The sequence below is a fragment of the Massilia sp. Masssp94 genome (assembly GCF_059491305.1).
In genome coordinates this window covers 5206749-5231409 of record NZ_CP168501.1, presented here as the reverse complement: position 1 = coordinate 5231409, position 24661 = coordinate 5206749, and the positions used below count along the sequence as shown (strand labels likewise).

Below are 24661 nucleotides of genomic sequence, written 5' to 3'. Positions count from 1 at the left end.
GAGGAGGCCAGAAATGACAAACGCCCATTCCTTGGACAGGAATGGGCGTCCGAAAGTTCGGCTATTGCGCGATCGTTAGATCTTGGCGAAGACCAGCGTGCCGTTGGTACCGCCGAAACCGAAGGAGTTTTTCACCGCGTAATCGATCTTCATGTCCCGTGCCGTGTTGGCGCAGAAGTCCAGGTCGCATTCCAGATCCTGGTTGAAGATGTTGATCGTCGGCGGCGAGACCTGGTTGTGAATCGCGAGCACGGTGAACACCGACTCCAGGCCGCCCGCGCCACCCAGCAGGTGGCCCGTCATCGACTTGGTGGAGTTGACGACCAGCTTGTTCGCATGGTCGCCGAAGGTGCGCTTGATGCCCTTCACTTCCGCCACGTCGCCCACGGGGGTCGACGTGCCGTGCGCGTTCACGTACTGCACCTGGTCCGGGTTGATGCCCGCGTACTGCATCGCGGCGACCATGCAGCGCGATGCGCCGCTGCCATCCTCGAGCGGTGCCGTGATGTGGTTCGCGTCCGCGCTCATGCCGAAGCCGACGACTTCCGCATAGATCTTCGCGCCGCGCGCCTTGGCGTGTTCATACTCTTCGAGCACCATCACGCCCGCGCCCTCGCCCAGCACGAAGCCGTCGCGGTCGCGGTCCCACGGACGCGAGGCCGTGGCCGGATCATCATTGCGCGACGACAGCGCGCGTGCCGAGGCGAAACCGCCCAGGCCCAGCGGCGACACGGTCGATTCCGCACCGCCGGCGATCATCACGTCGGCGTCGCCGTACTCGATCAGGCGGGCTGCCTGGCCGATGCAATGCAGTCCGGTCGTGCAGGCGGTCACGATGGCGAGGTTCGGACCACGCAGGCCGAACTTGATCGACAGGTCGCCCGAGATCATGTTGATGATCGACGCCGGGACGAAGAACGGCGAGATGCGGCGCGGGCCGCGGCTGTCGTACTCCGCCTTCGTGTCTTCGATCATCGGCAGACCGCCGATGCCGGAACCCACGAGCACGCCGATACGATCGCGATTGTCGTCGGTGACGACAATGCCCGAATCCTGTAACGCCTGGATGCCGGCGGCCATGCCGAAATGGATGAACGTATCCATATGACGGCCTTCCTTGCCCGGCAGGTAATCCTCGACGTTAAAGTTCTTCACCTCGCCCGCAAAGCGGGTCGAGAATGGCGTTGCGTCGAACTTGGTGATGTTGGCAATACCCGACTTGCCCGCCAGTGCTGCCTCCCACGCGTCGGCAATGGTGTTGCCGATCGGAGAGATGCAACCCAGGCCGGTCACTACGACACGACGGTTGCGTGAACTCAAGCGCTTCTCCTGAAATCCTGAAAGCTTAGGCCTTGACGTGAGCCTGTGCGTACTCGATAGCCTGGCGAACGGTCGTGATCTTCTCGGCCTGCTCGTCCGGGATTTCCATTTCGAATTCGTCTTCCAGGGCCATCACCAGTTCCACGGTGTCCAGCGAGTCAGCGCCGAGGTCGTCAACGAACGAGGAATCGATTTTGATGTCTGCTTCGGCAACGCCCAGTTGCTCAGCGACGATTTTTTTAACGCGTTGTTCGATATCCGACATGTTATGGCTCCATTAGGTATGTGTTGCGGAAAGTGCGCGCATTTTATCAGGGTTTGCGCGTTGAAAAACTATTTTCAGCGTCTGACGCTAAAACGGTCGAAACTACTGCGAACTGCCGAGATCTCTAATTAAAGGATGCCCATCAGTTCATGTACATGCCGCCGTTCACGTGCAGTTCCGTGCCCGTGATGTAGGCGGCCTGCGGCCCCGCCAGGAAGGCGACCGCGTACGCGATATCTTCCGGCGCGCCCAGGCGGCCCAGCGGGATCTGCGTCAGCAGCGCCTCGTGCTGGCCTTCGCCCAGTGCCTTGGTCATGTCGGTATCGATGAAGCCGGGCGCCACGCAGTTGACGGTGATGTTGCGGCTGCCGATCTCGCGCGCCAGCGCGCGGGTCATGCCGGCCACGCCGGCCTTCGCCGCCGCGTAATTCATCTGGCCCGGGTTGCCGGCCGCGCCCACGACGGACGTGATGTTGATGATACGCCCCTGCTTTGCCTTCATCATCCCGCGCAGCACGGCGCGCGACAGGCGGCCGACGGCCGTCAGGTTGGTGGCGATCACGTTGTCCCACTCTTCGTCCTTCATGCGCATCGCCAGTTGATCCTGGGTGATGCCGGCATTGTTGACGAGGATGCCGATCGGGCCGACGTTCTTCGTGATGTCGTCGATGACGGCGGCGCACTGGGCGGCGTCGGTGACGTTCAGCACGACGCCCTTGCCGCCGAACTCGGCGAGGTAGGCGCCGATGGCTTCCGCGCCCGCTTCGGTGGTGGCGGTGCCGACGACCCTGGCGCCCTGGCGGGCCAGTTCGAGTGCGATGGCCTTGCCGATGCCGCGCGAGGCGCCGGTGACGAGGGCGACTTGGTTTTGCAGGTTCATTGAGTCCTCTTTTTCTCTAACGGGGGGATGCGGCGGCACTCAGCCCTGGACGGCGGCGAGCACGCGCTCCAGCGATGCCTGGTCGACGAGGGCTTCGCCCACCAGCACCGGATCGATCCGCTTGGCCATGCCGATCAGGGTCTTGCTCGGCGCGCATTCGATGACTTGCGTCACGCCGTCGGCCGCCATCTTCTGCATGGTCTCGACCCAGCGCACGGGACCGGCCGCCTGGCGCACCAGCGCGTCCTTGATCGCGGCGGGATCGTTCAGGATAGCCACGTCGACGTTGTTGATCAAGTCGATCTGCGGGGCGGCAAAGTTCAGGGTGGCCATGTAGTCGCGCAGGCGATCCGACGCCGGCTTCAGCAGCGACGAGTGGAACGGCGCCGACACGGCCAGCTTCATGGCGCGCTTGGCACCCTTGGCCTTGGCGATGTCGCACGCGCGCTCGACGGCGGCCGTGTGGCCCGCGATCACGATCTGCGTCGGCTCGTTGAAGTTCACGGCTTCCACCGTTTCACCCTGCTCAGCCTCCGCGCACACGGCACGCACGTCGTCGGCCGACAGGGCGAGGATCACGGCCATGCCGCCCTGCCCGACCGGCACCGCATCCTGCATGGCTTGCGCACGGAAGCGCACGAGCGGCACGGCATCCTTGAAGTCGATCACGCCGGCGGCGACGAGTGCCGAGTACTCGCCGAGGCTGTGGCCGGCGACGACGGCCGGCCTGGGGCCGCCCGCGGCGATCCACGCGCGGTAGACGGCGACGGCGGCCGTCAGCATCACGGGCTGCGTGTTCGTGGTCAGGTCGAGGTCTTCCTTCGGACCTTCGGCGATCAGTTTGCCGAGGTCCTGGCCCAGCGCTTCCGACGCCTCGGCGACGGTCTGTGCGACGACCGGGTTCCCGGCGAAGCCGTTCAGCATGCCGACGGCTTGCGCGCCCTGGCCGGTAAACAGAAATGCGAATTTGCTCATCGATTCCTCTTAGCGTGTTTTTGTCTTGTTATTACATGCGCGCCAGCACGGCACCCCAGGTAAAGCCGCCACCGACGCCTTCCATCATGACGTTGTGGCCCGGCTTGATGCGGCCGTCGCGCACCGCGACATCGAGCGCCAGCGGGATCGACGCGGCCGACGTGTTGCCGTGTTCGTTGACGGTCACGACCATCTTGTCGGTCGGGAGCCCGAGTTTCTTCGCGGTGCCCGCCATGATGCGCAGGTTGGCCTGGTGCGGGATCAGCCAGTCGATGTCGCCCGCCGGCATCTGCGCATGCGCCAGCGCTTCGTTGGCGACCTTTTCCAGCACGGAGACGGCCAGCTTGAAGACGGCCGGGCCATCCATGTACAGGAATTTCTGGTTCGCGGCCTGGTTCGACGGGTTCGCGGGACCGCACAGGATGTGGCCATGGCTGCCGTCGGCATGCAGCTTGACGGCCAGCAGGCCCGGCTCCTCGGACGCGGCCAGCACGACGGCGCCGGCGCCGTCGCCGAACAGCACGCAGGTGCTGCGGTCATCGAAGTCGAGGATGCGCGAGAACACTTCCGTGCCGATCACGAGCACGTTCTTCGCGTTGCCGGCCTTGATGAAGGCATCGGCCGTCGCCATCGCGTAGACGAAGCCCGAGCACACGGCGCCCATGTCGAACGCGGCGCTGTTGTTGCGCATGCCCAGCTTGTTCTGGACGATGCACGCCGTGCTCGGAAAGCTGCCGAAATAATCCGGCGTCGACGTGGCGACGATGATCAGGTCGATCTGCTCCGCTTCGAGGCCGGACGCTTCGAGCGCCTTGCGTGCCGCGTTCACGGCCAGGTCCGACGCGTTTTCGTCGGGCGCGGCGTAGTGGCGGGCGGAGATGCCGCTGCGGGACACGATCCATTCGTCCGAGGTTTCGATCCCCTTGGTGGCGAGCTGCGCCGCGAGGTCGTCGTTGGTGACACGCTGCGCGGGCAGGTAGCTGCCGGTACCGATGATTTTGCTGTAAGTCATTGCTAACCCTGCTGAATAGTTGAGCCTGGCGCTTCCGGATTGGGAGCTTGCGGCAACATTTCGGCGATCAAGGTCGAGAGTTGCGCTTGCACATTATATTTCGCCGCGTCAAAAGCGCGTCGAAGTGCCCACTCGTAGGCGTAGGCATTGGCGCCGCCATGGCTCTTGAAGACCAGGCCTTTCAGGCCCAGCAGGCCGGCACCGTTATAACTTTCGGGGTTCAGCTTCTTGAGCGATTTGCGCGCGAACAGGGCGCCGATCTTCGACATGGTCGTTTCGAGGAACACCGATTTCACGAAACGCGACAGGCCCTCGATCGCCTTCAGGGTCACGTTGCCGACGAACCCGTCGCACACGACGACGTCGACGGTGCCCTTGAAGATATCGTTACCTTCCACGTTGCCATGGAAATTCAGCACGCCGCGTTCATGGTCGGCCCGCAGCAGGGGTGCGGTGGCCTTGACCACTTCATTGCCCTTGATCTCTTCCGTGCCGACGTTCAGCAAGCCGATGCTCGGGCGGCGGTGTTCCATCGCTTCGAACAGCACGGCGCCCATGATGGCGAACTGGTGCAGGTGATGGGGCTCGCAATCGACGTTGGCACCCAGGTCGAGCATGTACGTCGGACCGCCCTTCTGGTTCGGCAGGATCGAGCAGATGGCCGGACGGTCGACGTCGGCCATGGTCTTCAGGACATACCGCGAGATGGCCATCAGCGCGCCCGTATTGCCGGCGGAGACGCAGACGTCGGCGCTGCCGTCCTTGACGAGCTCGATCGCCACGCGCATCGACGAGTCTTTCTTGCGGCGCAGGGCGACTTCGACGGGATCGTCCATCGCGACCACTTCGGAGGCGTGGCGGACGGTCAGGCGGAGGGTGTCGCCCGCATGATGTTTCTTGAGTTCAGCGCGGACCAGCTCTTCCTGACCGACGAGGATCAGCTCGGCGTCGGGTTCGCGCTTGAGGAATGCGAGGGCTGCCGGGATGGTCACGGCGGGGCCGTGGTCGCCGCCCATGCAGTCGATGGAAATTTTGATTGTCATTTGTCGGAATGAACCGCGGGCTCAAGGTCGGCCGGCGGCGGCGTGGTCTCGGCGGGGTACACTGCGAGCCGAGTCAGCGGGATGGTAAATGACGGAGTTACCGCAAAAGAAAAAGCGGCGCCACGCATTCGACATACGTTGCACCGCTTTCATGGAACAAAACAGCAAGACGTCGATTACTCGTCGTTCTTGGTCTTGAGCACTTTACGGCCACGGTAGAAACCGTTCGGGCTGATGTGGTGACGCAGGTGCGTTTCGCCGGTGGTCGGCTCGACTGCCAGGTTCGGGGCGGTCAGGAAATCGTGCGAACGGTGCATGCCGCGCTTCGACGGGGACTTCTTATTCTGTTGAACAGCCATGATGACTCCTAAACTTAAGTTCTAAAATTCTAACACATTCGACTTGCAAGTACATGCGCATCGAGTATCCCAGCAGCAATAACGTTGAGGCTGCCATTGCCGACATGTTTAACGCTGCCTTACAACGATGACTCAATACTCGAGCTGCACGCGCTTGACACGTTTTGACGCTGCGAATGCTACCTGTACGTAACACCCACTGCAATTCTTTTATTCAGATTTGAGGCCTTTAAGTGCCGCGAACGGCGATACCTTCTCGGACTTGATCGCGTCCAGCAGCCTGGTATCGGGGCACACCTCGTGTTTCGGTGCCTGCGGCAGGGCCAGCAGGGCTTCATCTTCCAGCAGATCGCGGATGTCGCAGGTATGGCTGCCGACGATCACGTCGATACTTTCATCGTCGAGGATTTCCTCGATCTCGTCCGCTTCCTGGTCGTCCTTACCCAGCACCAGCACGGTCGACGAATCGAGCTCGTAGCCGAACGGGGTCAGGCAGCGCTGGCAGACCAGTTGCACGGTACCGGAGACGGACAACGTCAGCATCGGATACCCTTGCCGGGTCTGGCCGCCGTCGATGGACCACGCGATCTCGCCGGACTTGTCGGCGCAATCAACCGCCAGGCGGTTCATTTCCGCCACCGGCGTGACGCCTTCACGATGGCCGTTGTTCCGACAAAATTCAAAGGCGTCGATGACAAAAGCGCTCATTTGGAAAAACATCCCCGGAAAACCTGCGATAATAGCAGGCTTCTGCCCGCGCAGTCAAAGACTTCCTCACAAAGCGCTATCTTCCTGTTTTATTTACGAAAATCGATGCCAAGCTCCACCCTTCCGCGCCTCATCCTGGCCTCCGGCTCCGCCTACCGGCGCGAGCTGCTGGGTCGCCTGCACCTGCCGTTCGAAACGATCTCGCCCGACATCGACGAGACCCCGCATCCGGATGAAACGCCGGAAGCGACGGCGCTGCGGCTGGCGCGCGAGAAAGCCGCGGCCGTCGCCCTCAAGAACCCCGGTGCTCTGGTGATCGGCTCGGACCAGGTGGCCACGCTGGACGGCATCCAGATCGGCAAGCCGGGCGACCACGCGCGCGCCCTCGCCCAATTGCAGATGATGCGCGGCCGCCGCGTCATATTCCATACGGCCCTGTGCCTGTGGGACGGGAGAACCGGCACGGCGCAGGTCGAGAATGTCCAGGTGTTCGTGACGTTCCGCGACCTCCCGGATGCCGAGCTGGACTCCTACCTGCACATCGAGCAGCCTTACGACTGCGCCGGCAGCGCCAAGAACGAAGGACTCGGCATCGCCCTGCTCGAACGCATCGACAGCGGCGACCCGACCGCCCTCACCGGCCTGCCCCTGATCGCCCTGACCGGCATGCTGCGCCGCGCCGGCATGCCATTTTTTAATCGCCAACAATAACAACCATGCCCGGTACGCTCTACCTGATCCCGAACACCCTCGGCCCCACCGAGGCCGCACCGCACGCGCTGTCCCACATCCTGCCCGAGCAGGTGCAGGACATCGCCAGCAAGCTCGAGTACTTTGTCGCCGAGAACGCCAAGACGGCGCGCGCCTTCCTGAAACTGGTCGGCATCGACCATCCGCTCGCACGCCCGCTGCAAGAGATTCAGATCGCGGAACTCAATGTGAACACGCCGCAGCAGGCGCTGGCCGCGCTGCTCGCGCCCCTGCTGGAGGGACGCGATGCGGGCCTCGTGTCGGAAGCGGGCGTGCCGGCCGTCGCGGACCCGGGTGCCGACCTCGTCCGGCTGGCGCACCAGCACGGCGTGCCCGTGCGTCCGCTCGTGGGGCCGTCGTCGCTGCTGCTGGCCGTGATGGCGAGCGGCCTGAACGGCCAGAGCTTCGCATTCAACGGCTATTTGCCGACGGACGCCGGCCAGCGCACCAAGCGCATCCAGCAACTGGAGCAGCGCTCGCGCAGCGAGAAACAGACGCAGTTGCTGATCGAGACGCCATATCGCAACGGCGCGATGCTGGAAGCCCTCGTCGCCAGCTGCCAGCCGGGCACGCTGGTGTGCGTGGCGACCGATCTGTCGCTGGCGACGGAAACCGTGCGGACGCAGACGGCCGCGAAATGGAAGGCGCAACTGGCTGCCGGCAAGGCGCCGGATTTCCACAAGAAGCCGACCGTCTTTCTGTTCCTCGCGCAATCGTAGAGGTCAGTGCACTTCGGCACCGAGTTCGCGCACCCAGCCGAACGCGGCCAGTTCGATGTCGCGCACCTGTTTCACCGACAGCCCGAGGCGGTCCAGCGCGGCCGCCAGATTGCGGTCCGGATCCACATGCTCCAGCGCTTCCGCCACGCTCAGCATGGCGCCATAGTCGCCGTCGCGCTCCAGCAGCGCGGCGCGGACCTCGCGCGACAGGTCGACCTTGTCGAAGATCTCGCGCATCGGCACGTCGAACAACGCATCCATCAGCGACATGATGCCGACCGTAAAGGCAGTATTCGCGCCGGCCACGTCGCCCGGACGCAGGGTCAGCGTCATCAGCTCGAGCAGGCGGCCGCGCGTCGTCGCCATCTGCAGCAACGGCGAATTCAGTTCGACGTGCCCCTCCGGGCCGCTGTACAACAGGATCTGCACCCAGCGCTGCAACTGGCTGCGGCCGAGCTGGACGAGCGCCTGCGAAATCGACTCGACCTGCGGCGCGCCGGTGCCGGCCAGATGGCCGTTCACGAGGCGCAGCAGGTTCAGGCTCAGCAACGGGTCGCGTTTGACGGCCGCCTCGATCGCATCGTTGTCGGCTTGCGAATGAATGAGATCGAACAGGCGCAGCAGCACGAGCTCGGACGGCGTGATCTTCTTGCCGGACAGGATCGCAGGACGCGCAAAATAATAGCCCTGGAAGTATTCGAAGCCGAGTTCCAGGCATAACTCGAATTCCTCGATCGTCTCGACCTTTTCCGCCAGCAGCTTCTGATGCGGCCCGCGCAGGGTGCGGACGAGTTCGGCGAGCTCGCCGCGCCCGACGCCCTGCAAGTCGATCTTGATGATGTCGACGAGGCTCATCAGCTTGCTTACCTGCTCGGAATGGCCTATAACATCGTCGAGTGCGAACTTGAAGCCGAGCTCTTTCAACTCCCGCACACGGGCCAGCAAGGCCGTGGTGGGACGGACGGTTTCCAGAATTTCCAGAATGACCTTATCGGGAGGCAGGAATCGGACGAAATCGCTCATCAGCACCACCTCGTCGACATTGACGAAGGCAACCTGCTCGCCCACCACCTGCTTCATCCCCAGCTGCGACGCATGGGAGATCACGGCGGCGGTGGCGGCGGCATAATCGGTCAGCTGCGCGTCCTCATGCTCCGGCGCGGCGCGAAACAGCAACTCGAACGCCACCAGTTTCTGGTCGCGCCCGAGGATGGGCTGGCGCGCCAAAAAGAATTCGTCGGACGGCGTGGACGTGGCTGCCGTTGCTACCGCTTGCATGTAAAAACTCCTGAAACGACGGCACGCACCATGCGTGCCGGACCCGGTCTGGCCGGAATACCGGTCCGACTATACTACAGACGGGAAGTCTTTACATTTCGACATCGTATCAAAACGTTTCAAACATAGATGTGCTTGCCAGAAACGATCGATGCGAAAAGGATCAGGACCGACCCGATCCGTTACGCTTGGCGGGGCCGCGCGGAGCCGGTTTGGCTTCCGTGCGCGGGGTGCGCGCACGTCCTTCGGTGCCCTCGCCTTCCTTGCGCGCACGTGGATCGTCGCCGAACGGCTGGCCCGGCAGGCGCAGGCTGCCGCCGCCGGACAGCGGGCTCGCGCGGCGCGCATTGCCCACCGGCTTGCGGGGACCGCCCAGTGCCGGCACCGTGCCGGTGACCTGCGTCCCTTTTTCGATACGGAACGTTGCACCGGCATCCTGGCCCAGCACCTGCACGAGATACGGCATCGTCTCGCGCAACGTCGCCTCCAGCGTGTACGGCGGATTCAGGATGAACATGCCGCTGCTGTGCAGGCCGTTGCCGTCCGCGCGCGGACCCGCGACGCTCAACGTCACGTGCAGCCATTCCTTGGCCGGCAGGCGCTTCAGGCGATCGGCGAACTGGCGCGATTCCATGCGCTGCAGCACCGGATACCAGACCGCATACATGCCCGCCGGGAAGCGCTTGAGCGCTTCGTCCAGCGCGTCGCGCACGTGCTTGTAGTCGAGCTTGACTTCGTACGGCGGATCGATGAGCACCAGCGCCCGCCGCGACGGCGGCGGCAGCAGTGCCTTCAGCCCATGGAAACCGTCCGCGTGCTCGACGAGGATGCGGCGCCCGCGCGCACGTTCGCCCTGCTCCGCGTGATGCGCCTCCAGCTTGCGGACGTTCTCCGCCAGCACCCTGATGTCGGCCGGATGCAGTTCGAACAGGCGCAGGCGGTCCTCCAGGCGCGCCTCGGCATCCGCGACCCACGGCGAACCGGGATACCAGCGCAGCTTGCCGCTCGGGTTCAACTTGCCCACGAGGTCCACGTACTCGGCCAGCGCCGGCGGCAGGTCGTCGCGCCCCCACAGGCGCCCGATGCCGTCGATGTATTCGCCGCTCCTGACCGCCTGCGCACTGTCGAGCGCGTACACGCCGGCACCGGCATGGGTGTCGATATAGGTGTAGGCCGTGTCTTTCTGGTTCATGTATTTGTGCAACTGAACCTGAATAAAGTGCTTCAGGACATCGGCGTGATTACCCGCGTGGAAGGCGTGGCGGTAGCTGAACATAGAGATTCCAATCTGGTTGATGCGGCGCCCGCCATGCGATCGCGCGCGGGCCAACCGCCATTATCCCTCAGATACGTCTCGATCCCAAAAGCCCAAATTCGGGGTCAGAGCACATTTTCGGCACAATTCGGGGTCAGAGCACTTTTAGGTGAAATTTCCGGGAGAGGATTTCTACTCGTGACGGCTACGCGTTTAAGGGGGACAGTCGGCGCACCACGCCGGGATGGCGAAACTTCTTGCACATCCGGACATTGATCGCAAATGTGCTCTGACCCCGAATTCGGAGCGAAATGGGACCTGACCCCGAAGTTTCTGACCCCGGTTTGGGGAAATAAAAATGCCGCAGCGGCTTGTGGCCACTGCGGCAGACCATCGCGAGGATGGGTGGAGGATCGTTTCAGCTCAGGCGACTTTCTTCTCGTCGAAGAATTGTTCGTCCTCGGTCGAGCCGTGCAGCGCCGTCGTCGAGCTCTGGTGCTGCTGGATGGTCTGGGTCACCGCGTCGAAGTAGCCGGTGCCCACTTCGCGCTGGTGCTTGACGGCCGTGAAGCCCTTGTCGGCGGCGGAGAATTCCGCTTCCTGCAACTCGACGAAGGCCGACATGCCGCGGCGCGCATAGCCGTGCGCCAGGTTGAACATGCTGTAGTTCAGCGCATGGAAGCCGGCCAGCGTGATGAACTGGAATTTGTAGCCCATCGCGCCCAGCTCTTTCTGGAACTTGGCGATCGTCGCGTCGTCCAGGTTCTTCTTCCAGTTGAACGACGGCGAGCAGTTATACGCGAGCATCTTGCCCGGGAATTTCGCATGGATGGCGTCGGCGAAGCGTTTGGCGAATTCCAGGTCCGGCTTCCCGGTCTCGCACCACACGAGGTCGGCGTACGGCGCATACGCGAGGCCGCGCGCGATCGCCTGGTCGACGCCCGGCTTCACGCGGAAGAAACCCTCCACCGTGCGCTCGCCCGTGCAGAACGGCTTGTCGTTCGCGTCGACGTCGGCCGTCAGCAAGTCGGCCGCTTCGGCGTCCGTGCGGGCGACGAGGATCGTCGGCGTGCCCATCACGTCGGCCGCCAGTCGCGCCGCCGTCAGCTTTTCCACGGCTTCGCGCGTCGGCACGAGCACCTTGCCGCCCATGTGGCCGCATTTCTTGACGGAGGCCAGCTGGTCTTCGAAGTGCACGCCGGCCGCGCCCGCTTCGATCATGGATTTCATCAGCTCGAAAGCATTCAGCACGCCGCCGAAGCCCGCTTCCGCATCGGCCACGATCGGGGCGAAGTAATCGACGTCGTCCTTGCCTTCCGACCACTGGATCTGGTCCGCGCGCTGGAACGTGTTGTTGATGCGCTTGACGACCATCGGCACCGAATTGGCCGGGTACAACGACTGGTCCGGATACATCTCGCCGGCGAGGTTGGCGTCGCCCGCGACCTGCCAGCCCGACAGGTAGATGGCTTTCAGCCCGGCCTTGACCTGTTGCATGGCCTGGTTGCCCGTCAGCGCGCCCAGGGCGTTCACGTACGGCTCGTTGTTGATCAGGTTCCACAGCTTCTCGGCGCCGCGCCGCGCCAGCGTATGTTCGATCTGCACGGAGCCTCGCAGCCGTACGACATCTTCCGCCGTGTAATTGCGGACGATACCTTTCCAGCGCGGGTTGGACTCCCAATCCTGTTGCAGGGCGGCGATTTGCTGTTCACGAGTTGCCATGGCGTTCTCCTGATTGAAAAGACGGGGTTGGACAGTGATTCCGTTAGACACATGATAGCGCCGGTTGTGCGCAGCACCAATACTCTTATATAAGACATATGACGGTTTTTATTTCCTTGAAAATCATCTACTTACATTTATTATTTCATGATACGAGAACAAATTTCTCACAATGGAAACTGCCGGGCAGGTGCTTCTTGTGCGCTTTTCACATGTACGAACAAGTTTTCATAATGTGAAATATAGTGAGTTGTTTCCACAAAGTATTTCGTAAATACTGCCGCAAATCTGACAATTTTTCCTGATTAAACAACACCGCCGTCATCATAAAGAATCACAAATTGACGATTTGCATCAAATCGGGGGAGAATAAATTCCGAACACCATCATTAAATTCTTAAAAGCAATTTTCCGCACTTCCGAAAGAGACACCCGATGACACTGCGATTGACCGCGCTGGCCGCCCTGCTGGGCGCAATGACGATGACGGCCCACGCCGGTATCCTGACGACGGAAGGCGTGACCTTCACGTCGAACTGGAGCGGCAATGTGCTCACGCTGGAAATCGACGCCGCGAAGCGCAGCGGCGGCTGGAGCGGCGCGACGGGCCTGGCTGCGCTGGCGATCAAGGGTGTGGGCACTTACAGCAGCGTGAGCGTGAGCGGCTGGCCGGGCGGGACCGATGCATGGAAACTGTCGACGTCCGAGCTGAAAGCGTCCGGCTGCTCCGGCACGAGCAACGGCGCGGCCGGGAGCCGCATGTGCTTCTACGGCCAGCAGATCGCGCTGGCCGACGACATGGTGTTCAAATTCACGTTCGACGGCGCCAGCGTCGCGACGAACGAGCCGCACGTGAAGGTCGAGTTCGTCGATGCCCGGGGCAACAAGGTCGGCTCGCTGTTGTCGCAGGTGCTGCCGGCATCGCCCCCGGCCACCCCGACCGCGCCGGTCACGCCGGTCGTTCCGGTAATCCCCGACACCCCGACCACGTCCGCCGGCACGCAGACCAACACGACGGCCGACACGACAACGCCGACCGGCACGTCCGACGTCGCTTCTCCATCCGGCACGCCGGCCGACTTGCCGCCGCAGGAAGACCTGCCGTCGACGCTGCCCATCGAAGGCCCCGAGGTCGTGCAAACGCCGGCCGGCACCCCCGCCGCCACGGCGAACGTCCCGGAGCCGGAGAGCATCGCCCTGCTGCTGGGTGGCCTGGGCCTGATGGGTCTCGTGCTGCGCCGCCGCCCGCGCTGAACGTAGTCCTTCCTCCCGAACGCCCCGCCCGGTCCAGCGCCCGGCGGGGCGTTGTTGTTACAAACGATGAGTTAGTCGGCTAACAGAGCCATATCGGCTCCCCTTCTACCCTTGCGGCACGGATCTGATCCGTATGTGCCCGTCGGTCTCGCAGGACGCGAGCCGCCGGGTCCTTGCATTTTGTGGAGAAGGAGAGAACATGACATCACGCATCCGCACTACCCTGCTGGCGGCGCTGTTGGGCGCGGGCACGCTCGCGTCGGCGCAGGCCGGCACGATCGAATTCCAGGGCGTCGACTTTACCTCGTCCTGGTCCGGCAACGTGCTGACCCTCGACGTCGACGCCGCCAACCCGACCGGCAGCTGGGCCGGGGCCTCGTCGCTCGGCGCCCTGCAGCTGAAGGACCTCGGCAGCTTCGACAGCGTGTTGCTCACAGCCGCGCCGGGCGGCGTGTCGAACTGGACCCTGTCCAGCAACGAGCTGAACGCGAACGGCTGCACGGGCGGCGGCCATGCCGGCACGTCGTTGTGCTATGCCGGCGCGCATGTCGCCCTGACGGACGACATGGTGTTCCAGTTCACCTTCTCTGGCGGCAATGTCGACGCGACGTCGCCCCAGCTCAAGGTGACCATGTTCGGCACGGACGGCGATAAAAAGGTCGGCAGCCTGATGGGCGAACATCTCGTGGTCTCCGCCGTGCCGGAACCGCAGACGTACGCGATGATGCTCGGCGGCCTGGGCCTGCTCGGCTTCATGGCGCGCCGCAAGCGCGCGTAAAAAACGCCCTGCCGGCGCTGGCCGACAGGGCGATTCCATAGCCACGAACAGATTACTTCGCCAGCTCGACAGCCGGCTCCTCGCCGAACACCAACTGGCCCCCACGCACGCCGACGCGGATCGTATCCTTCGGTCCGAAGCGGCCCGCCAGGATTTCCTTTGACAGCGGATTCTCGATCTGCTGCTGGATCGCGCGCTTGAGCGGACGCGCGCCATACACCGGATCGAAGCCCGCTTCCGCGATCTTCTGCAGGGCCTCCTCGCTGATGTCGAGCGCCATTTCCATCTTCTCGAGGCGCTGTTCCAGGTTCTTCAGCTGGATCTTCGCGATCGCGCCGATGTTCTTCTCGTCGAGCGCATGGAACACGACGATCTCGTCGATCCGGTTGATGAACTCGGGGCGGAAGTGTCCGCGCACCTCGGCCATCACCGCCAGCTTCACGACGGCCGGATCGTCGGAATCCATCGACTGGATCTTGTGCGAACCCAGGTTCGACGTCATCACGATCACGGTGTTCTTGAAGTCCACCGTGCGGCCCTGGCCGTCCGTCATGCGGCCGTCGTCGAGCACCTGCAGCAGGACGTTGAACACGTCCGGATGCGCCTTCTCGATCTCGTCCAGCAGGATCACGCTGTACGGCTTGCGGCGCACGGCTTCCGTCAGGTAGCCGCCCTCCTCGTAGCCGACATAACCCGGCGGCGCGCCGATCAGGCGGGCCACGGAATGCTTCTCCATGAACTCGCTCATGTCGATGCGGATCAACGCGTCTTCCGTATCGAACAGGAAATTCGCCAGCGCCTTGCACAGCTCGGTCTTGCCGACGCCCGTCGGGCCCAGGAACATGAACGAGCCGTACGGCCGGTTCGGATCCGCGAGACCCGCACGCGAACGGCGGATCGCATCGGACACGGCCTCGATCGCCTCGTCCTGGCCCACGACGCGCTCATGCAGCTTCTCTTCGATGTGCAGCAGCTTGTCGCGCTCGCCCTGCATCATGCGGGCGACGGGGATGCCGGTCGCGCGCGACACGACTTCCGCGATTTCCTCGGCACCGACCTGCGTGCGCAGCAGGCGCGGCCGCGTGTTCTCTTCCTTGTCGGCGCCGTCCGGTTGATGGCTGGCGGCTTCCGCATCCTTCAACTGTTTCTCGAGCTCCGGCAGGCGGCCGTACTGCAGCTCCGATACCTTCTGCCAATTGCTCTGGCGCTTCGCTTCATCCATCTGCAGGCGGATGCGCTCGATCTCTTCCTTGATGTGCGTCGTACCCTGCACGGCAGCCTTCTCGGACGTGAGGATTTCCTCGTAGTCGGCGTACTCGCGCTCCAGGCGGACGATCTCTTCGTTGATCAATTCCAGGCGGCGCTGCGAGGCCTCGTCCGTTTCCTTCTTGACAGCTTCGCGCTCGATCTTCAGCTGGATCAGGCGACGGTCGAGCTTGTCCATCACTTCCGGCTTCGAGTCGATCTCGATCTTGATCTTCGAGGCGGCCTCGTCGATCAGGTCGATGGCCTTGTCCGGCAGGAAGCGGTCGGTGATGTAGCGGTGCGACAGCTCGGCCGCGGCGATGATCGCCGGGTCCGTGATCTCCACCTTGTGGTGCAGTTCGTACTTTTCCTGCAGGCCGCGCAGGATGGCGATGGTCGCTTCCACGCTCGGCTCGTCGACGATGATCTTCTGGAAGCGGCGCTCCAGCGCGGCATCCTTCTCGACGTATTTGCGGTACTCGTCCAGCGTGGTCGCGCCGATGCAGTGCAGCTCGCCGCGCGCCAGGGCCGGCTTCAGCATATTGCCCGCGTCCATCGCGCCTTCGGCCTTGCCGGCGCCGACCATCGTGTGGATCTCGTCGATGAAGACGATCGTCATGCCCTCGTCCTGCGCGAGTTCCTTCAGCACGGATTTCAGGCGTTCTTCGAATTCGCCGCGGAACTTGGCGCCCGCGAGCAGCGCGGCCATGTCTAGCGACAGCACGCGCTTGCCCTTCAGCGAATCGGGCACTTCGCCGTTGACGATGCGCTGCGCCAGACCTTCCACGATCGCGGTCTTGCCGACGCCGGGTTCGCCGATCAGCACCGGATTGTTCTTGGTACGGCGCTGCAGCACCTGGATGGCACGGCGGATCTCGTCGTCGCGGCCGATCACCGGGTCGAGCTTGCCGCTGCGGGCCCGCTCCGTCAGGTCGAGCGTGTATTTCCTGAGCGCTTCGCGCTGGCCTTCCGCATCCTGGGAGTTGACGGATTCGCCGCCGCGCACGGCCTGGATCGCGGATTCGAGCGCCTTGCGGGCGAGGCCGTTTTCGCGGGCGAGGCGGCCGGCTTCGGACTTGTCGTCCGTAAAGGCGAGCAGCACCATCTCGCTCGACAGGAACTGGTCGCCGCGTTTCTGCGATTCGCGGTCTGCCAGGTTCAGCAGCGAGACGAGCTCGCGGCCGACCTGCACGTCGCCGCCCGTGCCGTGCACTTTCGGCAGGCGGTCGAACGCGGAGCGCAGCGCCGTCTGCAGGCTGCCGACGTTGACGCCGGCCCGCTGCAGCAGCGAGCGCGCGCCGCCGTCGCTCTGGCCCAGCAGCGCGGCGAGCAGGTGGACGGGTTCGATGTACTGATTGTCGTTGCCGACCGCCAGGCTCTGCGCGTCGGCGAGCGCTTCCTGGAGCTTGGTCGTCAATTTGTCTTGTCGCATGTTTTGATCCCCGTGGGTTGGATTTTGGATTGACATCTAGTTAGGGATGCCGTAGCGACTTTTCAAGATGCGAACACGCGGTTGGGGCCGGCAAATCGTGCTGAGATAAAATGTCCGTCATGGAACATTCATTCTTGACGGAGCAACGCCACCTGCTGCCCTACATGGGGAAATGGCTGCTGCTCGCCCTCGCCGTCGGGCTGCTGTCCGGGTCCGCCTCCGCCTTCTTCCTGTTCGCGCTCGAACTGGCGACCGGGACGCGCAACGCCCACCGCTGGCTGATCGCGCTGCTGCCGCTGGCCGGCTTCGCCGTCGGCTGGCTGTACCTGCGTTTCGGCAGCTCGGTCGAGGCCGGCAATAACCTGCTCATCGACGAGATCCACGACCCGAAGAAAGTGATTCCGCTGCGCATGGCGCCGCTCGTGCTGGGCGGCACCGTCATCTCGCACCTGTTCGGCGCCTCGGTCGGGCGCGAGGGCACGGCCGTGCAGATGGGCGGCGCGCTCGCCGACCAGCTCACCCATGCATTCAAGCTACAGGTGGAAGACCGGAGGATCGTGCTGATGGCCGGCATCAGCGCGGGCTTCGCCTCCGTGTTCGGCACGCCGCTGGCGGGCGCGATCTTCGCCCTGGAGGTGCTCGCGATCGGCCGCCTGCGCTACGACGCCCTGCTCGCCTGCCTGGCGGCCGCCATCGCCGGCGACCAGGTCTGCCTGCTGTGGGGCCATGCGCTGGGCATCCACCACACGCATTACGCCATCGCGTCTGTACCGGCACTGGGCCTGTGGCCGCTGGCGGCCGTCGCGATCGCGGGGGCGCTGTTCGGTCTTGCAGGAAAACTGTTCGCGGATTGCACGCACGCGCTGTCGGGCTGGATGAAGCGGCGCGTGCCTTACGGTCCGCTGCGGCCGCTGCTGGGCGGCAGCGTCGTCGCCGCCGTCGTGCTGGCGTTCGGCGCGGACCGCTACATCGGCCTCGGCATCCCGACCATCCAGGCCGCATTCACCGAGCCGCTGGCGCCGTGGGACTTCGCCGGCAAGCTGGTGTTCACGGTCGCGTCGCTGGGCAGCGGCTTCAAGGGCGGCGAAGTGACGCCGCTGTTCTACATCGGCGCCACACTCGGCAATGCGCTGGCGCCGCTGCTGCACCTGCCCTTCTCACTGCTGGCGGGTGTCGGCTTCGTGGCCGTGTTCGCCGGCGCTGCCAACACGCCGATCGCGTCGACCCTGATGGCCATCGAATTGTTCGGCGCGGAGGTGGGGGTGTATGCGGCCGTCGGGTGCGTGCTGGCCTATCTGTTTTCCGGCCACACGGGGATTTACCGGGCCCAGCGCATCGGCCACGCCAAGCCCGGCAAGTCGTGATGGATCAAGCCTGCTGCGCGTCGGGTACGTCGCCCGCCGCGGCCAGGTCGCGCACGTTCTTTTGCACGGCGATGATGGCGAACAGGGTCAGCACGAACGACATGGCATAAAAACCCTTTTCGCTGAGCATCAGCGTCGCATTCCACAGGCCGACCGTCAGCAGCACGACGGCGGCCATCAACGAGGTCCAGCACAAGCCGACGTACATCCCTGTCACCGGCAGGCCCTCGGCGCGGTCGCGCACCGTCTTTTGCAGCGACACGGCGGCAAAGCAGCCGTACAGCAGGATCGTCAGGTAATAGCCCTTTTCATTGAGCTGCATCTGGGCATTCCATAAACCGATGAGGTAGGCAAGGATGCCGACGATCATGGCGCCCCAGGATGCGCCGACGAAGGCGGGGCTCGGGCGTGCAAATGATTGCTTGGTCATGCTGTTCTCCGGTCAATGAAAACTAAGACATTGCCAGATTGCAGCCCAAGCACTTTGCGCGCAAGCGAATGACGCGCCGGTATCATGCGATGGCACGCCAGGTCGCATATCCTGCGACGCAGCAGCCGATCGACCCCAGCAGGTGCACCGCCGAATGAGCCAGCGCCCAGGCGTAATGGCCCCGCTGCAGCAGCACCATCGCTTCGGCGGAAAAGCTGGAAAACGTGGTCAGGCCCCCGAGGAAGCCCGTGATGACGAACAAACGCCAGGCCGGGGACAGGGCCGGCATGGCGTCGAAGAAGCCCAGCGCCAGCCCGATCAGGTAGCCGCCGACGAGGTTGGCGACGAGCGTCCCCAGCTGGATGTGGGCATGCAGCTGGCCGAGGAAGATGGTCAGGCCCCAGCGCAACCAGGCCCCGAGGGCCGCGCCTACGGCGACCGCGATCCAGCTCAGCGGCTGGCCCACTTGGCCCGGGCCGTGTCGTCCGTCACGCGCGCATCGACCCAGCGCGCACCGTTCGGCGTCTGCTCCTTCTTCCAGAACGGGGCGTCGGTCTTGAGATAGTCCATGATGAATTCGCACGCGGCGAACGCTTCGCCGCGGTGCGCGGACGTGCAGGCGACGAGGACGATCTGGTCCAGCGGCCGCATCGGCCCGATGCGATGGATCACGAGGACGCCATACAGCGGCCAGCGCGCCCGCGCCTGCTCCACGATGTCGTGCAGCGCACGCTCCGTCATGCCCGGATAATGTTCCAGCTCGAGTTCGGCCACATTGTCGCCGTCGTTCATGTCGCGCACCGTGCCGACGAAACTGACGACGGCCCCAACGCGCGCATCACCCGCGCGCAGGCGCGCGATTTCCGCGCTCACGTCGAAATCCGCGGCCTCGACCCGGACTTCCGTCACATCCTTCTTCACTTGCCCTCCTTGGCCACCCGCAGCGCGAGCTGCTCGAGCCGGGACGCCGTACGCGCATCGACGAGCGCCGCCAGCGCGCACAGGTCGCGCAGCTGCGCCGTCGCGCCGCCCTGGGCGCCGCGGCCGCTGCCCTGTCCTGCGCTTTGTCCTGATTTCAACGACGACTGCAACACCTCGACCTGGAGCTTCAACCGCTCGCGCGCGAACTCCGGGCCGCTGTCGATGCCGGCACCGATTTCCAGGCGCAGCAGTTCCTGCAGGAGCTTGCCGCGATTGTCTTCCAGCTTGTGGCCATACGCGGCCCTCTGTTCCGCGCTCCCGCGCAGCGCGGCCAGCGCGGCGTCGAAACGGGTGCGCAACGTGCGTTCCATGTCGGCGTCCAGGGGCGGCAAGCCGGACCAGCGTGCCTCCCAATCGGTGTCGCCGGCATTGTCCGCCGCGACGGCCTGCTCCAGTTCCTGCACGAGCCTCAGCTTGTCGCGCAGCATGCCCGCCTGGGCGACGCCGGCGGCGCGGCGAGCCTGGTCCGCATGCTGCTGCACGAGCGCCACGGCCGCGTGATAACGTTTTTCCACGCGGGCTTCATGCGCGCGCGGCACGGGGCCGATCGCCTGCCATTCCGCCTGCGCCTCGCGCAGCAGCTTGCCGACCGTGGCCGGCGTGACGCTGTCCGCCGCCGCTTCCAGGCGCGCGCTGATGGCTTCCTTGGCGGCCTCGTGCGCTCGGCGCTCGATGTCGGCCTCGTGCATCGTTTCCTTGCGGCGCTGGAACACGTCGTCGCACACGGCGCGGAAGCGCTGCCACAGCGCCTGCTCGCTCTTGCGTTCGAGCGGCAGCGAGCGTGCATGGTCCTGCCAGCGCTGCTGCAGGGCGCGCATCGTGTCGATCGCGTGGCGGTCGTGCGGATCGATGGCGGCGGCTTCCTCGATGATGGCTTCGCGCTCGGCCATCTCGGCCTTGCGCTGCTCTTCGAGCGGCCCCTGCAGCACGTTCAGCGCATCGGCAAACAAGGCGTCCAGGCGCTTCTTTTCCTTGCGGTCGATGGCGCCCAGGTGGCTCCACGCGAGACGCAGCCGCTGCACCGTGCCCGCCACGTGCTTCCACTCGACGCTGCCCTCGCGCAGGCGCGCGATCTCGGCTTGCGCTTCCTCGACGAGCGCCTGGCCGCGTGCCGCGTTCGCATGGCGCTCGTCGGCCAGGTGGCGGAAGTGGGCAGCGGCCGGCGCATAGGCAGTCGTGCAGGCGGCGTCGAACCGCTCCCACAGGCTCTTCGGCGCGGCGCCGGACAGGCTGTCGAGCGCCTTCCAGCGGTCGCGCATGCTGCCGACCTTCTTGGCCAGCTCGCTCATCGCCAGGTTTTGCGTGGGCAAGGCCTCGACTGTCTTGATGAGTTCCTCGCGCGACACGTTGCCGCCCCAGCGCGCCCAGTCGGACAGGCGCTTGAGCTCGGCCCGCAGGTGGGCCAGGCGGTCGGATTGCGCGGGCGTCAGGCGCATGCCCTTTTCGCGCGCGTCCTTCAGCGTCTTGTCGTGGTCGGCGGCGGCGCCCAGCGAGCCCTGTTGCAGGGCGGCTTCCATCGCATCCATCGTATCGATGAAATGCTGGTCCGCACCGCGCGGCCTGTTGTCCTTCATGCCTTCCCTGGCGGGGGCTTTTACGGCGCCTTCCTGCGCCGGCCTGGGCTCGCGCGGCTCCTTCGGCTTGCGTGGCTCGGCCTGCGGCACCGTGGCCAGCAGAGCGTCGAAGCGGCGCTGCAGTTCGGCGGCCTGCTCGTCCTGGGGCAGATGCGGCAGCGCTTTCCATTCGCGTCGCAGCGTCTCCGCATTCAGCTCGGCAACCGGTTTCGCCTGCTGGGCGTCGATGAATGCGGCGCGCGCGGCGCGCGCGGCCTGGCCGGCTTCCTGCACCTGCATGCCGGCGCGCAGCTTCTCCATCCCGGCCGCGAATTCGGCGACGAGGGCACGCGGCAGCGACGGGTGTTCGGGCGAACGCAGGGCCTCGTCCTGTTCCTGTGCCAGCACATCCAGACGCTGCCCCAGTTCCGCTGACGACAGGCCGGCGCCGCCCAGCTGGCGCAAGGCAGCCACGCGGTCGATCATGGCGCGCTGCAGGGCCACCTGCGCTTCGAGGCGCCGGGCCAGCGCGGCGCGCGCGGTCTGGAACGTGGCATCGAGTTCGGGCGCGGAGATCACGGACCATCTGCGGTCCAGCTCGGCCACGTGGTTCGGGGTCAGCAACGCATCCTTGAGGAGGGATTCGGCCTGCTCGACGGCGGCCTGTGCGCGCCGGTGCTCGGCTTCGCGGTGACGGTGCGCGTCGAGGCGCGACTGCATCAGTTTGGCGACGCGGCGATCGGTATTGCGCATCGCGGTATGCACACGCTCGATCAGCGCCGGGCTGTGAACGAACTCGGCGGCTGCAAGCCGCAGTTCGGAAAATTCGCACTGGAGGATGAATTCCACCGCGGCGGCTTCATCATCCCCGATGCGGCCCAGCTTTTCAGCCTGGGCCACGCGTTGATGGTTGGACGAATGCGTGGCGGCGGACGCGGACGGTTCCGCTTGCGCCCCCGCCTGTCCTCCCTGCCCGGCCGGCTTGTCGCCGGGCTTGTCGCCCGGCCGCTTGAATAGGAACTCGAACATGATGAAATCGCACTTCCAAAATCGCCATCATAGCAAAGAACCCTGATGGCCTCGTGACACCAGCCTGGCGCGTGCGAGCAATTGTTCATCATTTCCCACTAACAATATCGATAGTGTCAGTGGGCCGCGGTCAGCGTCGCATGCCGTCGCCCATGCACATCGTGGCCGGCATGCCCGACCAGTTCGTGACGCAGGCGGCGCGGATCGGCGCGGTGCTCTTGTGCGTACGCATCGTGCGCGAGCATCTGGTTCGCGATCGCGAACCACGCATCGCCGCCGACCGCCGCGCGCGCCAGCGGGAACAACTCGTGTTCCTCGCGCTCCAGCCGGCAGCGCAAGGCCGCGACGCAGCCCTCGACGGCGCCGCAGAACGCATCGCGCGGCACCGGACGGTCCGCCGCGCCGACGCTGGCCTCGGCCGTGGCCATCGCGCTGGCCGCCTGGCCGCTGAGCCGTTCGAGCTCCTCCAGCAACCTGTCGGCCGCCGCGGTGCTGCGACGCAGGGCCGGCACGAGGAACTTGTCGAGCTTGCGCCAATGACAGTTGTCGTACACCTGGCGCAGTGCAGTACACAATTGTGCGGCCCGGCCGGCGGCCAGGGTACTGAAGTCGCCCGGCAGCGCGCGCAGCTCGTCGAGCAGCGACTGCAGGGCCGCGCGCACCGTCGTCTGTTCGACGGACAGGGCGACGAGGGTATAAGTCGATGTCAGCATTCGGTCTCCACCTTTTTCTCACGAGTGAGTTCGACAAATCCGCTCCCCGGCCGCATGGAATGCGCGGCGCTATGCAAGGTCCGTGGGAGCGTTGTTGACAGGCCCGGGGCACTCTCGAATCGCGAGTCTCGGATTGCGAGGCGTCCTCTGGTTGGTTTTGGCCTGAAGGAAGGTCTAGTGTAAGGAGGCCGGGCTGGCACCCGTTTGATCTATCACAAACTGCCACCCGGCATCAGGCCGCGGCCGCCAGCGTCTGGCCCAGCGCGGCGGCCAGCGGCGTGGCGAGCCCGGCCGGCTCGGCGTGCGCCAGCACGACCTGCGGACAGCCGTGCCAGCGCGCGCAGCGGGCGAACGCCGCGGCCAGGTCGCGCACGAACCGGTCGCTGATACGTACCCCGGGCTCCAGCACGAGGGATTTCAGCTCGAACACGCCGGTCTTGCGGTGCGCCTTGGCATCCACCCGGCCGACGAGCGCCCCGCGCCGCAGCAGGGGGAGCGTGAAATAGCCGTAGCGCCGTTTCTCGGCGGGCGTGTAGCACTCCAGCCGGTAGTCGAAACCGAACAGGTCGAGGGCGCGGCGGCGGTCCCAGACGATGGGGTCGAACGGCGACAGCACGCCGGTGAGCGTCGCCTGCAGCCCCCCATCGACGGCCTGCCCGAGCAGCGCCGCATTGTCGGGGTGGACGTACACGGGCTCCTTCCAGCCCTCGACGCGGGCGCGCAGCAGCAGGCCCTCGTCGGCCAGCCGCGCCGGATCGAGGTGCGGCGGCTTCGTGCGGTGATAGTCCGGAATCCAGGCCGCCTTCGCCACGCCCAGCGCGCGCACGGCGTCCAGCACGAACCGCCGCCGCGTCGCGTCGATCGACGGCATGCGCGCATCGTCCCAGCCGGGCAGCACGCGCTCCGCCAGGTCGTACACGCGGTGGAATTGCTGGCGGCGCGCGATCATCAGCCGACCCGTCGTGAACAGGACTTCCAGCGCGCGCTTTTCCGGCTTCCATGCCCACCAGCCGCCGGCCTTGCCGTCCGTGCGCTCGAAGTCGGCCGAGCGGGCCGGCCCGTTGGCGCGGATATGCGCCAGCACGCGCTCGACCTCGTCCCGGTGCGACGCCAGCCACGTCCCCGCGTATTTCCAGCCGAGCGAGCCGGGATCGACCATCCGGTGCCGGTACAGGCCATAATCCTCGATCGGAATGAAGCACGCCTCGTGGGCCCAGTACTCGAACAGCCGGCCCTCGGCCAGCAACTGGTCGAGCCAGTCCGGGTCATAGTCGCCCACGCGGCTCCACAACACGAGATACGGGCTGCGCGCGACGACGCTGATGGTGTCGATCTGCAACACGCCCATGCGGCGAATCGCGGCCAGGACATCGGCTTTGGTGGCACGGGCGCGTTTCGCCTGCAGCATGCCCTGGGCCGCAAGGTGCAGGTTTCGAGCGACAGCAGGCGTCAAAATTGGTTCATTCATCCCGGCATTCTAATGACATCTCATCAACATTTGTACAGGTCGCCGCGAAAAAGTACTGGTTTTTTTTACAGTATCTCGTCGCATGCGATATAGTTGGCGCCCTGGCTCAACCCCTGTTGCGGATTTCT

At 65.0% G+C, this 24661-nt stretch carries 23 protein-coding genes; 5 read left to right on the top strand and 18 right to left on the bottom strand.

Features of this window, described 5'->3' with window-relative positions:
• Positions 1 to 75 precede the first annotated feature (75 nt).
• The 8 genes from fabF to ACEN9G_RS23230 all read right to left on the bottom strand — a co-directional run bounded on the left by fabF (position 76) and on the right by ACEN9G_RS23230 (position 6562).
• Positions 76 to 1320 (bottom strand): beta-ketoacyl-ACP synthase II, encoded by a 1245-nt coding sequence (fabF, locus tag ACEN9G_RS23265; protein WP_413341405.1) that lies wholly within the window; start codon positions 1318 to 1320, stop codon positions 76 to 78.
• 25 nt (positions 1321 to 1345) lie between these two features.
• A complete protein-coding gene (gene acpP / locus ACEN9G_RS23260) occupies positions 1346 to 1585 on the bottom strand; it encodes an acyl carrier protein (protein ID WP_036168404.1) in 240 nt (79 codons plus the stop codon).
• Positions 1586 to 1727: 142 nt separating this feature from the next.
• Positions 1728 to 2465: a 3-oxoacyl-ACP reductase FabG gene (gene fabG, locus ACEN9G_RS23255; protein ID WP_413341403.1), complete on the bottom strand. Its 738-nt coding sequence runs from the start codon at positions 2463 to 2465 to the stop codon at positions 1728 to 1730.
• A gap of 39 nt (positions 2466 to 2504) precedes the next feature.
• On the bottom strand, positions 2505 to 3440 hold the full coding sequence (gene fabD, locus ACEN9G_RS23250; RefSeq protein ID WP_483127021.1) for an ACP S-malonyltransferase: 936 nt from the start codon (positions 3438 to 3440) through the stop codon (positions 2505 to 2507).
• 31 nt (positions 3441 to 3471) lie between these two features.
• Positions 3472 to 4452, bottom strand: a complete 981-nt coding sequence (locus ACEN9G_RS23245) for a beta-ketoacyl-ACP synthase III (protein WP_413341401.1) — start codon at positions 4450 to 4452, stop codon at positions 3472 to 3474.
• A 2-nt stretch (positions 4453 to 4454) separates the two neighbouring features.
• Positions 4455 to 5495, bottom strand: a complete 1041-nt coding sequence (gene plsX / locus ACEN9G_RS23240) for a phosphate acyltransferase PlsX (RefSeq protein WP_413341400.1) — start codon at positions 5493 to 5495, stop codon at positions 4455 to 4457.
• Between the two features lie 176 nt (positions 5496 to 5671).
• Positions 5672 to 5854 (bottom strand): 50S ribosomal protein L32, encoded by a 183-nt coding sequence (rpmF, locus tag ACEN9G_RS23235; protein ID WP_005666806.1) that lies wholly within the window; start codon positions 5852 to 5854, stop codon positions 5672 to 5674.
• Positions 5855 to 6064: 210 nt separating this feature from the next.
• A complete protein-coding gene (locus tag ACEN9G_RS23230; protein WP_413341397.1) occupies positions 6065 to 6562 on the bottom strand; it encodes a YceD family protein in 498 nt (165 codons plus the stop codon).
• Positions 6563 to 6667: 105 nt separating this feature from the next.
• Between ACEN9G_RS23230 and ACEN9G_RS23225 the strand changes: the two genes are divergently transcribed.
• Complete coding sequence (locus ACEN9G_RS23225) at positions 6668 to 7273, top strand: Maf-like protein (RefSeq protein WP_413341395.1); 606 nt, start codon at positions 6668 to 6670, stop codon at positions 7271 to 7273.
• Positions 7274 to 7278: 5 nt separating this feature from the next.
• On the top strand, positions 7279 to 8031 hold the full coding sequence (locus ACEN9G_RS23220; protein WP_413341393.1) for an SAM-dependent methyltransferase: 753 nt from the start codon (positions 7279 to 7281) through the stop codon (positions 8029 to 8031).
• Between the two features lie 3 nt (positions 8032 to 8034).
• On the opposite strand, the gene ACEN9G_RS23215 is transcribed toward ACEN9G_RS23220, so the two are convergent.
• The 3 genes from ACEN9G_RS23215 to aceA all read right to left on the bottom strand — a co-directional run bounded on the left by ACEN9G_RS23215 (position 8035) and on the right by aceA (position 12286).
• On the bottom strand, positions 8035 to 9309 hold the full coding sequence (locus tag ACEN9G_RS23215) for an EAL and HDOD domain-containing protein (protein WP_413341391.1): 1275 nt from the start codon (positions 9307 to 9309) through the stop codon (positions 8035 to 8037).
• A 163-nt stretch (positions 9310 to 9472) separates the two neighbouring features.
• Positions 9473 to 10501: a 23S rRNA (adenine(2030)-N(6))-methyltransferase RlmJ gene (locus ACEN9G_RS23210; protein WP_483127020.1), complete on the bottom strand. Its 1029-nt coding sequence runs from the start codon at positions 10499 to 10501 to the stop codon at positions 9473 to 9475.
• Positions 10502 to 10987: 486 nt separating this feature from the next.
• On the bottom strand, positions 10988 to 12286 hold the full coding sequence (aceA, locus tag ACEN9G_RS23205) for an isocitrate lyase (RefSeq protein WP_413341090.1): 1299 nt from the start codon (positions 12284 to 12286) through the stop codon (positions 10988 to 10990).
• A 435-nt stretch (positions 12287 to 12721) separates the two neighbouring features.
• Here aceA and ACEN9G_RS23200 point away from each other — a divergent pair, with 435 nt between their 5' ends.
• The gene (locus ACEN9G_RS23200) at positions 12722 to 13540 is read left to right on the top strand and encodes a PEP-CTERM sorting domain-containing protein (protein ID WP_483127019.1); all 819 of its coding nucleotides are present in this window, start codon (positions 12722 to 12724) and stop codon (positions 13538 to 13540) included.
• 199 nt (positions 13541 to 13739) lie between these two features.
• The gene (locus ACEN9G_RS23195; protein WP_413341086.1) at positions 13740 to 14318 is read left to right on the top strand and encodes an FxDxF family PEP-CTERM protein; all 579 of its coding nucleotides are present in this window, start codon (positions 13740 to 13742) and stop codon (positions 14316 to 14318) included.
• 52 nt (positions 14319 to 14370) lie between these two features.
• On the opposite strand, the gene clpB is transcribed toward ACEN9G_RS23195, so the two are convergent.
• A complete protein-coding gene (gene clpB, locus ACEN9G_RS23190; RefSeq protein WP_413341084.1) occupies positions 14371 to 16995 on the bottom strand; it encodes an ATP-dependent chaperone ClpB in 2625 nt (874 codons plus the stop codon).
• A 119-nt stretch (positions 16996 to 17114) separates the two neighbouring features.
• Between clpB and ACEN9G_RS23185 the strand changes: the two genes are divergently transcribed.
• On the top strand, positions 17115 to 18359 hold the full coding sequence (locus ACEN9G_RS23185) for a voltage-gated chloride channel family protein (RefSeq protein WP_413341082.1): 1245 nt from the start codon (positions 17115 to 17117) through the stop codon (positions 18357 to 18359).
• 4 nt (positions 18360 to 18363) lie between these two features.
• Here ACEN9G_RS23185 and yiaA read toward each other — a convergent pair whose 3' ends face one another.
• The 6 genes from yiaA to ACEN9G_RS23155 all read right to left on the bottom strand — a co-directional run bounded on the left by yiaA (position 18364) and on the right by ACEN9G_RS23155 (position 24533).
• Entirely contained in the window at positions 18364 to 18789 is a 426-nt protein-coding gene (gene yiaA / locus ACEN9G_RS23180; protein WP_413341079.1) for an inner membrane protein YiaA, read from the bottom strand.
• An 82-nt stretch (positions 18790 to 18871) separates the two neighbouring features.
• Positions 18872 to 19255 (bottom strand): fluoride efflux transporter CrcB, encoded by a 384-nt coding sequence (gene crcB, locus ACEN9G_RS23175; RefSeq protein WP_371768198.1) that lies wholly within the window; start codon positions 19253 to 19255, stop codon positions 18872 to 18874.
• Positions 19240 to 19698, bottom strand: coding sequence for a molybdopterin synthase catalytic subunit MoaE (gene moaE / locus ACEN9G_RS23170; RefSeq protein WP_371763041.1), 459 nt, complete (start codon positions 19696 to 19698; stop codon positions 19240 to 19242). Before moaE ends, crcB begins: the two co-directional genes overlap by 16 nt.
• Before the next feature lie 8 nt (positions 19699 to 19706).
• The gene (locus ACEN9G_RS23165; protein ID WP_483127018.1) at positions 19707 to 22352 is read right to left on the bottom strand and encodes a DUF349 domain-containing protein; all 2646 of its coding nucleotides are present in this window, start codon (positions 22350 to 22352) and stop codon (positions 19707 to 19709) included.
• Positions 22353 to 22468: 116 nt separating this feature from the next.
• On the bottom strand, positions 22469 to 23065 hold the full coding sequence (locus ACEN9G_RS23160; RefSeq protein WP_483127017.1) for a hemerythrin domain-containing protein: 597 nt from the start codon (positions 23063 to 23065) through the stop codon (positions 22469 to 22471).
• Positions 23066 to 23297: 232 nt separating this feature from the next.
• Positions 23298 to 24533, bottom strand: coding sequence for a winged helix-turn-helix domain-containing protein (locus ACEN9G_RS23155; protein ID WP_483127016.1), 1236 nt, complete (start codon positions 24531 to 24533; stop codon positions 23298 to 23300).
• Positions 24534 to 24661 lie beyond the last annotated feature (128 nt).

Coding starts and splice junctions, on each gene's coding strand:
- ACEN9G_RS23200 (WP_483127019.1), top strand. CDS start 12,722: ATGACACTGCGATTGACCGCGCTGGCCGCCCTGCTGGGCGCAATGACG.
- ACEN9G_RS23220 (WP_413341393.1), top strand. CDS start 7,279: ATGCCCGGTACGCTCTACCTGATCCCGAACACCCTCGGCCCCACCGAG.
- yiaA (WP_413341079.1), bottom strand. CDS start 18,789: ATGACCAAGCAATCATTTGCACGCCCGAGCCCCGCCTTCGTCGGCGCA.
- ACEN9G_RS23215 (WP_413341391.1), bottom strand. CDS start 9,309: ATGCAAGCGGTAGCAACGGCAGCCACGTCCACGCCGTCCGACGAATTC.
- fabG (WP_413341403.1), bottom strand. CDS start 2,465: ATGAACCTGCAAAACCAAGTCGCCCTCGTCACCGGCGCCTCGCGCGGC.
- ACEN9G_RS23230 (WP_413341397.1), bottom strand. CDS start 6,562: ATGAGCGCTTTTGTCATCGACGCCTTTGAATTTTGTCGGAACAACGGC.
- fabD (WP_483127021.1), bottom strand. CDS start 3,440: ATGAGCAAATTCGCATTTCTGTTTACCGGCCAGGGCGCGCAAGCCGTC.
- ACEN9G_RS23155 (WP_483127016.1), bottom strand. CDS start 24,533: ATGAATGAACCAATTTTGACGCCTGCTGTCGCTCGAAACCTGCACCTT.
- acpP (WP_036168404.1), bottom strand. CDS start 1,585: ATGTCGGATATCGAACAACGCGTTAAAAAAATCGTCGCTGAGCAACTG.
- clpB (WP_413341084.1), bottom strand. CDS start 16,995: ATGCGACAAGACAAATTGACGACCAAGCTCCAGGAAGCGCTCGCCGAC.
- ACEN9G_RS23165 (WP_483127018.1), bottom strand. CDS start 22,352: ATGTTCGAGTTCCTATTCAAGCGGCCGGGCGACAAGCCCGGCGACAAG.
- ACEN9G_RS23210 (WP_483127020.1), bottom strand. CDS start 10,501: ATGAACCAGAAAGACACGGCCTACACCTATATCGACACCCATGCCGGT.
- rpmF (WP_005666806.1), bottom strand. CDS start 5,854: ATGGCTGTTCAACAGAATAAGAAGTCCCCGTCGAAGCGCGGCATGCAC.
- aceA (WP_413341090.1), bottom strand. CDS start 12,286: ATGGCAACTCGTGAACAGCAAATCGCCGCCCTGCAACAGGATTGGGAG.
- ACEN9G_RS23225 (WP_413341395.1), top strand. CDS start 6,668: ATGCCAAGCTCCACCCTTCCGCGCCTCATCCTGGCCTCCGGCTCCGCC.
- ACEN9G_RS23245 (WP_413341401.1), bottom strand. CDS start 4,452: ATGACTTACAGCAAAATCATCGGTACCGGCAGCTACCTGCCCGCGCAG.
- ACEN9G_RS23185 (WP_413341082.1), top strand. CDS start 17,115: ATGGAACATTCATTCTTGACGGAGCAACGCCACCTGCTGCCCTACATG.
- ACEN9G_RS23195 (WP_413341086.1), top strand. CDS start 13,740: ATGACATCACGCATCCGCACTACCCTGCTGGCGGCGCTGTTGGGCGCG.
- ACEN9G_RS23160 (WP_483127017.1), bottom strand. CDS start 23,065: ATGCTGACATCGACTTATACCCTCGTCGCCCTGTCCGTCGAACAGACG.
- plsX (WP_413341400.1), bottom strand. CDS start 5,495: ATGACAATCAAAATTTCCATCGACTGCATGGGCGGCGACCACGGCCCC.